The following is a 10,982-nucleotide window of genomic DNA, read 5'->3' as shown; positions in this document are numbered from 1 at the left end:
GGGACGGCCCCGGCGACCGCGACGGCCAGCGCGCCCACCACGGCCAGCACCCCGGCGGCGCGCCTCCAGGCCGGCAGCACGCGGCGAGATCGGTCGGTCCGCAGCCGGTCGGCAGATGCTCGCGCCGACCGGGAGGGCTGCTGCCGACCCGGCGGAGAGGTGCCGATCACGGCGGTGGACACGGCAGGGCGGGACGCGGGCATCTCGGGCTCCTCGGCTGAGGTCTTCGCAGGTCAGGGGCTTCTCCCCCGACCTGATCCAGCCTGTCGCGCGAGCGGCCGCCGCACATCGGCCACGAGCACGCACCTCGCCTCCGACCTTTGGGGGAGGCGCGCCCCGCGGGCGCCGCCGGACGGACCTACGAGCCGCCGAGCAGCACCCGGAGCTGGAGCATCGCGCCGAACCGGGCCTCCGGGTCGTCGAGGTCGATGCCGCTGACCTGGCCGACCCGCCGCAGGCGGTACCGGAACGTGTTGGGGTGCACGAACTCCGCCGCCGACGCCGCCGTCACGTCGCCGAACGCGTCGAGCCACGCGCGCAGGGTGCCCACGAGCTCCGGGCCGTGCTCGGTGTCGTACTCGCGCAGGCGGGCCAGCGGGCCGACGAGCTCGTCGCCGCGGGCCGCGACCAGGTCGCGCAGCTCCAGCACGAGGGAGGCCGCCTGCACGTCGGACATCCGCGCGACCGGCACCCCGGGCCGGGCTCCGCGCAGCACCCGCAGCACGCGGTCGACCACCTCGCGGGACCGGGCGATGCCGCGCACGTCCGGGGCCACGGGCCCGACGGCCGCCACGACCGGCGACCGGCGCCCCACCTTGTCCGCGAACGCGCGCGCGACCCGCTCGGCGCGCTCCTCGCCGTCGGGCCCGCAGGGCAGGAGGCCGTAGGCGACGTCGCCGACCAGGGCGACCGCCGACGCCGGGTGCGCCGACTGCAGGTGCAGCGCGAACGCGTCGGAGAGGCGCTCGCGCTCGCTGGCCTCCACGACGTCGCCCGCCACCGAGCGCTCGCCGTCCTCCCCGCGCGCGGTGACGCCGAGCACCACCACGGCGTGCCGCCCGAGGCCGAGGCGTTCGAGCGCCTCGCGCGCGCCGGTGCCGCCCTCGAGCGCGGTGCTCAGCAGGTCGGTGCGCACGCGGCGGCGCACGTCGGACCCGGCGCGCACGCGCAGCAGGTGCAGCGCGGTGAGCTTGGCGGCGTCGCGCAGGGAGTCGGCCGTGCGGTCGTCCAGCGGGCCGTCGTGCGGTCCGTCGAGCACGGCCCAGATGGAGCCGAGCACCTCGTCGCCCGCGCGCACGGCGACGGCCACGCGCGGCAGGGTCGGCGGCTCGCCGTCGATGGGGATCGGGTCCACGCGCACCGGCTCGGTGCTGCGGTACAGCTCGCGGAACACGCCGCGCTCGGTGAGCGCGCGGGCGTAGCAGCGCGACGCCGCCGTCGCACGCTAGGGAAAGCCCGACACGCGGTGTTCGTCCGGTCGGACAAGGCGAATCCGGGCAAGTTGTCCGTCCGGACGAACCGCAGCGCGCTGACCAGGGCCGACATGGCGGCGCTGTGACCTATCCCATACGCCGAGGACGCGTCAAGAGCCTGCATCGGCCCAGGTCGCGACCGTGACTCGATTGTGATCATCCACCGACCGGGGTTACGGTCGGTCGCGCTCGTGGGCACTCCACGGGCTCCCGAGGTGGACGCCGAGCCCTGTCACCGCCCCGGGACTGCTCCAGCACGATGACAGGGACGGGGGACCCGACGAATGACGGGCACCACGGTGTCCTTGGGGTGAAGCCGCGAGCACGACTCGCGGCCGGGTCAGTTCTCCGACCCGAATCCGACAGCTGACCTCGTAGGCGCCAGGAGAAGACCGACGTGACCACACGCACGCCCGGGCGCCATCGTGCTGCCCACCCGCCCATCACCCCGCTCACCCCGTTGACCCGCGCCGCCGCGCGCGGCCTGTCGGCCACCGCCCGCCGGAGCGCCCTCGTGGCCGCCGGCTCCGGCCTGGTCGTCTCGCTGCTCAGCATCCCCGCCGACGCCGCGCCCGTCTCCGACGAGAACACCGCCACGGCGGAGCTCGAGACCGTGAAGGACACCGCCGGGAAGGCCCTGGCCGCCGCGCCCGCCGCGAACGAGGCCGCCGTCGGCGCCGTCGTCGAGGCCGCGTCCGTGGCCCCCGCCGTGAAGGTGGCCGGCGACAGCACCTTCGAGCTCGAGACCGGCACCATCAGCGTGCAGCCGGCCCCCGAGCCGGAGCCCGAGCCCGAGCCCGAGCCGGTCGTCGAGGCCGAGCCCGTCGCCGCCGCCGAGCCGGCCGCCGAGCCCGCGCCCGCCGCGGCGCCCGCTGCCGCGGGGTCCGACGTCGTCGCCATCGCGATGCAGTACCTGGGCACCCCGTACCTGTGGGGCGGCTCGACCCCCGCCGGGTTCGACTGCTCCGGCTTCACCTCCTACGTCTACGCGCAGGTCGGCGTCAGCCTGCCGCACAGCTCGTCGGCGCAGCGCAACGTCGGCACCGTCGTCTCGGCGGCCGAGGCGCAGCCGGGCGACCTCATCTGGAGCCCGGGCCACGTCGCGATCTACGCCGGTGACGGCATGCAGATCGAGGCCCCCGTGCCGGGCGAGACCGTCCGCTACACGTCGATCTGGCAGAACAGCCCGACGTACCTCCGCGTGGGCTGATCGTTCGCCGGCCCCGAGGGCCCCGCACCGATCGGTGCGGGGCCTTCGTGCGTCCTGGGGCGTGCGGTCGCGGCGTCGACACCGTGTCTCGCGCCGCCGGGCCGGATCGGCAGCCCGTCGTGAGATCGGCACGTCGAGCCACCCGGGGGCTTGTCCTGGCGCCCCGCAGTGGCAGGATCGGCGACATGAGCTCACCTGCGAGCGTCGAGACCAACGCGCTCAACACCATCGACGAGTCCGAGCGCAAGGGCTCGCCGCGCAACCTGTTCTGGCCGTGGTTCGGCGCCAACGTCTCGGTGCTGGGCCTGGGCTACGGCTCCTACCTGCTCGGCTTCGCCGTGTCGTTCTGGCAGGCGGTCGTCGTCGGCGTCGTCGGCATCGTCGTGTCGTTCCTGTTCTGTGGGTTCATCTCGCTCGCGGGCAAGCGCGGCTCGGCACCGACGATGGTGCTGTCGCGTGCCGCGTTCGGCGTGCGGGGCAACACGCTGCCGTCGCTGCTGTCGTGGATCCTCACGGTGGGCTGGGAGACGGTGCTCGTGGCGCTGGCGACGCTCGCGACGTCGACCGTGCTCGGCGCGCTCGGCTGGGGCGGCGGCACCGTGACCAAGGTCGTGGCCCTCGTCGTGGTGGCGGGCATCGTCGTCGTGGCGGGCATCTTCGGCTTCGACCTGGTGATGCGGCTCCAGGTGGTCATCACCGTGCTCACGGCGGTGCTCACCGTGGTGTACGTCGTGCTCGTCGTCGACCACGTGGACCTGGCCGCCGTCGCCGCGGTCCCCGCGGGCGGCACGCCGCAGGTGATCGGCGGTCTCGTGTTCATGATGACCGGGTTCGGGCTCGGCTGGGTCAACATGGCCGCCGACTACTCGCGCTACCTGCCCCGCAGCGCGTCCGGCCCGCGCATCGTGGGCTGGACGACGTTCGGCGCGTCGCTCGCCCCCGTCGCACTCCTCGTGTTCGGCCTCCTGCTCGCGGGCTCCGACCCGGAGCTGAACGAGGCGATCGGCGCCGACCCGATCGGCGCGCTGTCGACCCTCCTGCCGACGTGGTTCCTCGTCCCCTTCGCCGTGGTCGCGCTCGCGGGGCTGATCGGCGGCGCCGCGCTCGACATCTACTCCTCCGGTCTCGCGCTGCTCTCCCTCGGTCTGCCCGCGCCCCGCTGGGTCGCCGCCGCGATCGACGGCGCCCTCATGGTGGTCGGCGCCGTCTACGTCGTGTTCGTCGCCGACTCGTTCATCGGGCCCTTCCAGGGCTTCCTCATCACTCTCGGCGTGCCGATCGCCGCCTGGTGCGGCGTCCTGCTGGCCGACATCCTGCTGCGCCGCCGCGACTACACCGACGCCGACCTCTACGACCCCGCCGGCCGGTACGGCTCCGTGCGGTGGCCGGCGGTCGTCCTCGTGCTCGCGGGCACCGCCGTCGGCTGGGGCCTGGTCACCAACACCTACGCGCCGTGGCTGCAGTGGCAGGGCTACCTGCTCGGGCCGCTCGGCGGGGTCGACGGCGACTGGGCGTGGGCCAACCTCGGCGTGCTCGTCGCCCTGGTGATCGGCTTCGCCGGGACGCTGCTGCTCAGCGCGGGTGCCGTGCGGCGGCAGGAGGAGCGGTGAGGATCGGGCCGGACGCCGCGCTCGTCGTCGTCGACATGCAGGACGTGTTCGCGCGCCCGCCCAGCCCGTGGGCGTCGCCCGACTACCCGCGCGCGCTCGACGGCACGCGGCGCCTGCTGCCCGCCTTCGCCGGGCGCACCGTGCTGACCAGGTACGTCGCCCCCGTGGCGCCCGACGGCGCCTGGCGCGCCTACTTCGACGAGTGGCCCTTCGCCCTGGTGCCAGACGACGACCCGCTGTACGAGATCACCGACCTCGCGGACGTCGTCGCGACGGGCGCACCGGTCGTCACGCGCACGACGTTCGGCAAGTGGGGCGCGGAGCTCGACGCCGCGACGGGCGGCGCCGCCGAGCTGGTGCTCACCGGCGTGGCGACCGACTGCTGCGTGCTGTCGACGGCTCTGGCCGCCGCCGACGCGGGCCGCCGCGTCCTCGTCGTCGACGACGCGTGCGCCGGCTCGACGCCGGAGAACCACGAGCGGGCGCTGGAGATCATGCGCCTGTACGCGCCGCTGATCGAGGTCACGACCACGGACGCCGTCCTGGCGGCGGCCCGCTGATCCCGGGCGGGACGCCACCGACACGACCGACACCACCCACGAAGGAGACCCCGTGACCCCCGACAGGATCCGTGTGCAGTGGCAGAGCCACGACGACCGGTTCGCACCGGTGCGCGGCGACAGGTTCGCCGCCGTCCTCTTCGGCGAGGGCAGCTGGCTCGAGGGCCCGGCGTACTCCCCCGCCTGGCGCACGGTGCTGTGCAGCGACATCCCGAACGACCGGGTGCTGTCCTTCGACGAGGCGAGCGGCGCCGTCGGCGTGTGGCGCAGCCCCGGGGGGTACGCGAACGGGCGCACCGTGGACCGCGCGGGCCGCATGCTGCAGTGCGAGCACGGCAGCCGGTCGGTCACGCGGACCGAGCCGGACGGCACCGTGACCGTGCTCGCCGACCGGTGGGAGGGCAAGCGGTTCAACAGCCCCAACGACCTCGTCGAGCACAGCGACGGCAGCGTCTGGTTCACCGACCCCACCTACGGCATCCAGAGCGACTACGAGGGGTTCGCCGCCGACCCCGAGATCGGCGGGAACCACGTGTACCGGCGCGACCCGGACGGCACGGTCACGCGCGTCGCCGCCGACCTCGCCCAGCCGAACGGCCTCGCCTTCTCGGCCGACGAGCGCACGCTCTACGTCACCGACACGGAGCGCGCGCACCTGCGGCGGTTCGACGTCGGGCCGGACGGCGCGCTCACCGGCGGCGAGGTGCTCGCGACCTGCGACGCCGGGGCCTGGGACGGCGTGCGGGTCGACACAGCGGGCCGCATCTGGGGCGCCGCGCACGACGGCCTGCACGTGCTCGACCCCGACGGCACCCTGCTCGGCAGGTTGCTGCTGCCCGAGGTCTGCTCGAACCTCACGTTCGGCGGTCCCAAGCGCAACGTCCTGTACGTCACGGCGACCCACCTGCTCCTGTCGGTCCGCACGACGGCGACCGGCCTGCGCTGACCGCCGCCGTCAGCCGCGGCGCTCGACCTCCGGGTACGCCGCCGACGGGCCGTCCAGGATCGGGGCGGGCCGGCCACGCAGGTGCCGGTCGAGGAAGGCGCCGACGTAGGCCGTCGTGATCCGCACGCCGCGCTCGCCGCCGAGGGTGCCGGGCTCGGGCAGCGGCAGCCCGGCCTGGTCGAGGAACATGAGCTGGTCGGTGAACGAGCTGTGGTTGGCGGTCGGCACCTGCAGCCACCGGCTGTCGGCGCCGAGCCGCGCGTGGTTGTCCGACCAGTCGGTGCCGTCGACGGCGGCGTCCTCGTGCAGGACGCTGCCCAGCATGAGGAACGGCTTGTCGACGCCGGTCTCGGGGAGGTCGACCTGGAACGTGCCGTCCATGTTCACACCGACGTCGACCCGACGGTCCAGGGTGATCGCGGTCGCGGCGGCCGCCCCGCCCAGGGAGTGGCCGACGACGGCGACCCGGCGCGGGTCGATGCCCGGGGCGTGTCGCCAGAGCCTCCCGCGAGTGAGCTCGTCGAGCACGAAGCTGATGTCCGCGGCACGCCCGCGGGTCACCCACGCCCCGATCTCCGCGGTGTTCTCCCGCTCGCAGAGCAGGCACGGCGCGACGGTGCCGTCCGGGAGCTCGACGGCGCGGGCCTCGTAGGTGTGGTCCACGCCCGCCACGACGTAGCCGCGCGAGGCGAGGTCCTCGCCGAGCGACGTCAGAGACTCGCGGCTGAGCCCGGCGCCCGGCGAGAGCACCACGAGCGGACGGCGCCCCGGCAGCGCGGGTGCCTCGGCGCGGGCGTGGGTCCTGACGGTCGTCAGGATCGCCGGGTCGAGCGGGAGGCCCGTGCTCGCGACGATCGCCGCCGACACCGCCTCCGACGTGTACGGGGCGGGAACGCCGTGCGGCACCGCGGGATACCAGAGGGACACCATGAGCTCGCGCTGCTCCTCCGGGCGCCAGGGGTCCCGGCGGTCGGGGTCGACGAGGTGCGCCCAGGTCGTGCCGACCGGCAGCGGGCCGGTCGGGGCGGGCAGGCTCAGCGCGGGGTCGGCTGTCGGGCCCGCGGAAGTCGGGCCGCCGGCGGCCGGGTCGGCGATGGTCGGATCGGCGATGGTCGGGCCGGCGATGGTCGGGCCGGCGGAAGTCGGGCCGCCGGCGGTGCCGGCCGCGGCCAGGGCCGCCGGTGCGCCCGCCAGCGGCGCGATGATCAGCGCCGACGCCGCGAGTGCCGCGGCGAGGACGGTCCGGGACGTGCGCAACGAGGTCGTCATGCCTGCCGTTCTCTCACGTGCCGACCGTCCGGGACCAGGGAGGACGCCGAGGTTCCGGGAGGACTCCCGGGAAACCCCTGGCCCCCGCCCGACCTCGCTCAGGGGCCACCCCTGGCCGACCGGCGCACGGTCCGCCGCGAGCAGGCGATCACGCACGGCGAGGGCGCGCATCCCGTGCCGAACCGCCTGGTCGCGGCGGACCTTCGAGGGTCCGGGGCGGCAGGGCGTCAGCCGACGAGGGTCACCGAGCTGCGGTACGCGTCGACGTCGGGGCGCGTCCAGGGCGGGTCCTCCTCGTCGCCCTCGTCGTCGCCCGAGTCGTCGCCCGAGTCGTCGCCCTCGTCGCCACCCGAGCCGTCCCCCGACCCGCCGTCACCGGCGCCCTCGCCCGAGCCGCCGTCCGCGCCCTCGTCCGGCTCCTCCTCCGGCTCCGTGCGGCACTCCCCGCCCAGCAGCCACCCGAGCCCGCCGCCGGTCAGGCAGAGGCCACCGCTCAGCCGCACCCCGGCGGTCGCGGTCGCCTCGGGCCGGACCGAGGTGCCCGGCACGGTGTCCTGGTGCCGCACCCGCACCGTGACCCGCAGCCGCTCGGTATCGATGTCGAGCGCCTCCAGCTCCGCGCCGTTCTCCTCGGCGTACGCCCGCGCGGCCTCGCGCATCTCGCGCTCGAGCGACGACGTCAGCAGGGCCTCCTCGGCGAGCCCCCAGAACGCGCCGGGCTCGCTGACGGTGAGGTGCAGCGCGTGCAGGAGACCGAGGTGCTCGTTCCACTCCTGGGTCGCGGCCAGGGCGGCGGCGTCGGCCGCGGCCCCCGCCTGGCGGCGGTCGCTCGTCGCCGTGCCGACCATCGAGATGATCAGCACGGCCACGGTGAGCAGCCCGACGGCGACGGGGATCGTCATCACGTGCATCGACCCGCGCTCCCGCTCGGCTCGGGTCTCGCGGTGTCTCCGCGGCATCGTCGGCATGCGCCTCATCCCTCCGTCACGGGCACGTCGGTGATCCGGAACCGGTCCGGTGCGTCGACCGTCACGGTGTCCTGCCCGGTGTCGGGCCAGTAGACGGTGATCGCGGTGCGCTGGCCCTGGTCGAGGGTGCCGACCTCCTCGTCGCCGAGGAGCCGGCGCAGCACGAAGCCGCCCGTACGCTCCTCGGCCACGTAGTCGAACGGCAGCACGCGCTCGCGCGCGCCCAGCAGCGACAGGTTGTGCGGTCCCGCGGCCTCGGCGAGGGTGCCGAACGCCCGCTGACCGATCATCGTGCGGTGCGCGCGCAGGAACCAGGCGGGATCGACCGCGTCGCCCGAGGTCCGCTCCGCGGTGAGCCTGCCCACGAGCACGCCGTCGCGCCGCTGCACGGACTCGACCTCGATCCGGTAGTCGCCCCGGTCGGTCTCGATCGTCACCGGACCGTCCTCGGCCGTGGGCGCGTCGGTCTCGGGCACCTCGGTGCCGGCCTCGGTGTCGACCACGAGGTGCCCCTCGAACAGGATCTCGACGCGCCGGTTGGCCGCGCGGGCCTGCGCGCTCGTCCCCTCGGCGACGGGCTCGGACTCGCCGCGGCCCTCCTCGGTCACCGTGAAGCCGTCGCCCAGCTCGGCGCGCAGCCGGTCGGCGACCGTCCGGGCGCGGCGCTCGGACAGGGCCTGGTTGTACCGGTCGGTGTCCACGTCGTCGGTGTGGCCCACCACGTGCACGTCGCCGCCGTCGGCCTGCTCGACGATCGAGGCGGCGGCCCGCTCGACCACGCCCCGCGCGCTGCGCGTGAGCGTGTGCTCGTCCGACGCGAACAGCACGTCGGAGGAGAGCGTGACGGTCACGTCGTCGTCCTCGGCGGACGTCGACGACTCCGCGTCGTAGGCGGCGGTGAAGGCGCGCAGGTCCACGGTCCGCGCGTCGCCGACGCCGCCGACCTCGTCGACGGCGTCGGTGAAGCCCTCGCCCGCCTCGACCACCGGCACCGGCACAGCGCCGTACCCGGGCAGGAGCACGTCGACGGTGTCGCCGTCGGGCGCGGCGAACAGTGTGACGCCCCGACCGCGCAGCGTGTCGCCCTCCTCCTCGTCGCGGAGGCGCTCGATCTCGGACGCCGGTGTCCCGTCGGCGGCGGTCGCGACGGGGTGCACCACGCGGGCCGCCGGGTCGACCAGGCGCACGCCGCGCCCGTCGGTCGTGGAGCTGCCGAGTCCGGCCAGGCTCAGCGCGACGGTGCCGAACCGCAGGTTCTTCTCGCCCGCGGGCTCCGCCGTGAGGTCGTAGCGCAGCACCGCCACGTCGCCGTCGGACTCCACGGGGCTCAGGTCGAACCGCACGCGGCCCTCGTGCGACTCCCGTTCCACGGACACGACCTCGTCCGGAGGCGTGGTGCCCCCGGACGAGGTCGGTGCAGAGGATGCGTCGGGCGGGGGCTGGACCGAGTCGTCCCGGTCCGGCCAGGTCAGTCCGCACCCGGCCAGGAGGCCGGTCAGGCCGACGGCGACCACCGCGCGTTGCGCTCGACGCATGCAGTTCCCTCCGCTGTCGTTGTCATCAGCGACGGCTCACTCCCCGCCGCCACCGCCACCGCCACCGCCGATGTCGTTCACGGCGTCGGTGAGCTGCTGCACGATCGCGTCGCCGACGTCGCTCGCCGCCGCGACGACGATGCCGACGACCGCGACGACGAGCAGGATCGCACCGACGTACTCGACGGTGCCCTGTCCGCGCTCGTCCTCCTTGACCCGGCGCGCCGCGCGCTCGGCGAAGGCGGTCAGCGCGACCCGGGTCGCCACCGCCTTGTCGATGAGCTTGTTCATGGTGTTCCCTCCACGTCTGGTGTCCGTGACCGGCTACGGCTCGGGAACCGTGGCCACGTCTCGAACCTACGGACGCGCGGCCCCGGAACCCAGGGCGTGCGGGCCCGGTCGAGGGCCCGTCCTGCCTGGGACCTGGGCACTACCCGCACCCGGGCCGTGCTGGTGACCCGCCCGGGCGTCCTGCTGGAGCCAGCGCACGATCGCCTGGCTCCGCGTGGTCACGCCGAGCTTGGCGAACAGGCTGTTGACGTGGTTCTTCACCGTCTTCTCCGAGATGAACAACCGCGCGGCGACCTCGCCGTTGGACAGGCCCTGCGCCACCAGGTCCATGACCTCGGCCTCGCGCGGCGAGAGCAGGTCCCGCACGCCCGGGCCCGGCGCGGGCACCGCGGCGGGCGGCGCGACGCCGGCCACGACGTGGCTGCCGCTGCGGCACAGCCGGATCGCGTCGACCATCGCCTCGGGCTCGAGCGCGCCGTGCACGAGGTACCCGGCGGCGCCCGCCGCGATCGCCTCGGAGACCGTCGAGGGGTCGTCGGTGTGCGTGAGCATGACGACGGTCGCGCCCGCGAGCTGCGGCAGCAGCTCGAGCCCGCTCACGCGCGGCATCCGCACGTCCAGCAGCACGACGTCGACCGCCCCGGACCGCACGTGCGCGACCGCCTCGTCGGGGTCGCCCGTGTCGGCCACGGAGGTGACGCCCGGCGTCCCGTCGAGCAGCGTGCGCAGCCCCATCCGGATGATCGGGTTGTCGTCCACCGCGAGTATGCGCATCACGCCACCTCCGCCGTCGTCACGTACCGGTCGTCCCGGCCGCGTCCCGCCCTGGTCCTGCCCCTCGGCCCGACGGCGGTCGTCCCGCCGCGGGGCGCACCGCTGTCGTGGGGCTCGGCGGGCAGCGTCACGGTGACCACCGTGCCGCCGCCCGACCGGGGCTCCCACGTCGCGTCGCCGCCGCACAGCTCGGCCCGCTCGCGGACGCCACGGGTGCCGTACCGGCCCCCAGCCACCCCCGCCGGTGGCGTCGAAGAAGCCGGCCACGAGGCCCAGGGGGGCGAGGAACCGCTTGCGCAGGGGCTTGTCCGAGCGCGCAGGCAGGCCCTGCAGCGTGAACCGCAGGA

The 10,982-nt window shown here is 75.2% G+C and carries 12 protein-coding genes and 1 riboswitch; of the genes, 4 read left to right on the top strand and 8 right to left on the bottom strand.

Annotation, left to right across the window (positions count from 1 at the left end):
- Both HLB15_RS19845 and HLB15_RS19840 read right to left on the bottom strand, forming a co-directional pair.
- Positions 1 to 203, bottom strand: a 203-nt coding sequence (locus HLB15_RS19845; protein WP_212760130.1) for a hypothetical protein, incomplete at its 3' end; no start/stop codon positions are given.
- A 155-nt stretch (positions 204 to 358) separates the two neighbouring features.
- Positions 359 to 1,393: a PucR family transcriptional regulator gene (locus tag HLB15_RS19840; protein ID WP_171107893.1), complete on the bottom strand. Its 1,035-nt coding sequence runs from the start codon at positions 1,391 to 1,393 to the stop codon at positions 359 to 361.
- 316 nt (positions 1,394 to 1,709) lie between these two features.
- A riboswitch (cyclic di-AMP (ydaO/yuaA leader) is annotated at positions 1,710 to 1,867 on the top strand.
- 2 nt (positions 1,868 to 1,869) lie between these two features.
- Here HLB15_RS19840 and HLB15_RS19835 point away from each other — a divergent pair.
- The 4 genes from HLB15_RS19835 to HLB15_RS19820 all read left to right on the top strand — a co-directional run bounded on the left by HLB15_RS19835 (position 1,870) and on the right by HLB15_RS19820 (position 5,798).
- On the top strand, positions 1,870 to 2,682 hold the full coding sequence (locus tag HLB15_RS19835; RefSeq protein WP_171107891.1) for a C40 family peptidase: 813 nt from the start codon (positions 1,870 to 1,872) through the stop codon (positions 2,680 to 2,682).
- A gap of 185 nt (positions 2,683 to 2,867) precedes the next feature.
- Complete coding sequence (locus HLB15_RS19830; RefSeq protein ID WP_171107889.1) at positions 2,868 to 4,292, top strand: purine-cytosine permease family protein; 1,425 nt, start codon at positions 2,868 to 2,870, stop codon at positions 4,290 to 4,292.
- Positions 4,289 to 4,852, top strand: a complete 564-nt coding sequence (locus tag HLB15_RS19825; protein WP_171107887.1) for a cysteine hydrolase family protein — start codon at positions 4,289 to 4,291, stop codon at positions 4,850 to 4,852. Before HLB15_RS19830 ends, HLB15_RS19825 begins: the two co-directional genes overlap by 4 nt.
- Before the next feature lie 52 nt (positions 4,853 to 4,904).
- Complete coding sequence (locus tag HLB15_RS19820; protein WP_171107884.1) at positions 4,905 to 5,798, top strand: SMP-30/gluconolactonase/LRE family protein; 894 nt, start codon at positions 4,905 to 4,907, stop codon at positions 5,796 to 5,798.
- Between the two features lie 9 nt (positions 5,799 to 5,807).
- Here the strand turns inward: HLB15_RS19820 and HLB15_RS19815 are convergent, their stop codons facing one another.
- The 6 genes from HLB15_RS19815 to HLB15_RS19790 all read right to left on the bottom strand — a co-directional run bounded on the left by HLB15_RS19815 (position 5,808) and on the right by HLB15_RS19790 (position 10,871).
- Positions 5,808 to 7,067, bottom strand: coding sequence for an alpha/beta hydrolase family protein (locus tag HLB15_RS19815; protein WP_171107882.1), 1,260 nt, complete (start codon positions 7,065 to 7,067; stop codon positions 5,808 to 5,810).
- 227 nt (positions 7,068 to 7,294) lie between these two features.
- Positions 7,295 to 8,035, bottom strand: a complete 741-nt coding sequence (locus tag HLB15_RS19810; RefSeq protein ID WP_171107879.1) for a pilus assembly protein TadG-related protein — start codon at positions 8,033 to 8,035, stop codon at positions 7,295 to 7,297.
- Between the two features lie 5 nt (positions 8,036 to 8,040).
- A complete protein-coding gene (locus HLB15_RS19805) occupies positions 8,041 to 9,570 on the bottom strand; it encodes an OmpA family protein (RefSeq protein WP_171107877.1) in 1,530 nt (509 codons plus the stop codon).
- Positions 9,571 to 9,606: 36 nt separating this feature from the next.
- Positions 9,607 to 9,861, bottom strand: coding sequence for a hypothetical protein (locus tag HLB15_RS19800; RefSeq protein WP_171107871.1), 255 nt, complete (start codon positions 9,859 to 9,861; stop codon positions 9,607 to 9,609).
- A 66-nt stretch (positions 9,862 to 9,927) separates the two neighbouring features.
- On the bottom strand, positions 9,928 to 10,635 hold the full coding sequence (locus HLB15_RS19795; RefSeq protein WP_171107875.1) for a response regulator transcription factor: 708 nt from the start codon (positions 10,633 to 10,635) through the stop codon (positions 9,928 to 9,930).
- Positions 10,635 to 10,871, bottom strand: a complete 237-nt coding sequence (locus HLB15_RS19790) for a hypothetical protein (protein ID WP_171107873.1) — start codon at positions 10,869 to 10,871, stop codon at positions 10,635 to 10,637. The genes HLB15_RS19795 and HLB15_RS19790 overlap by 1 nt, the downstream gene beginning before the upstream one ends.
- Between the last annotated feature and the right edge of the window lie 111 nt (positions 10,872 to 10,982).

The sequence above is a fragment of the Promicromonospora citrea genome, from assembly GCF_013004695.1.
GTDB lineage: Bacteria > Actinomycetota > Actinomycetes > Actinomycetales > Cellulomonadaceae > Promicromonospora > Promicromonospora citrea.
Note: the sequence above shows the minus strand (reverse complement) of the source record. Positions and strands in the feature narration are given on the sequence as shown.

Excerpts from the sequence above, each read along its gene's own strand:
- HLB15_RS19815 (WP_171107882.1), bottom strand. The coding sequence starts at position 7,067 with ATGACGACCTCGTTGCGCACGTCCCGGACCGTCCTCGCCGCGGCACTC.
- HLB15_RS19800 (WP_171107871.1), bottom strand. The coding sequence starts at position 9,861 with ATGAACAAGCTCATCGACAAGGCGGTGGCGACCCGGGTCGCGCTGACC.
- HLB15_RS19795 (WP_171107875.1), bottom strand. The coding sequence starts at position 10,635 with ATGCGCATACTCGCGGTGGACGACAACCCGATCATCCGGATGGGGCTG.
- HLB15_RS19805 (WP_171107877.1), bottom strand. The coding sequence starts at position 9,570 with ATGCGTCGAGCGCAACGCGCGGTGGTCGCCGTCGGCCTGACCGGCCTC.
- HLB15_RS19830 (WP_171107889.1), top strand. The coding sequence starts at position 2,868 with ATGAGCTCACCTGCGAGCGTCGAGACCAACGCGCTCAACACCATCGAC.
- HLB15_RS19810 (WP_171107879.1), bottom strand. The coding sequence starts at position 8,035 with ATGCCGACGATGCCGCGGAGACACCGCGAGACCCGAGCCGAGCGGGAG.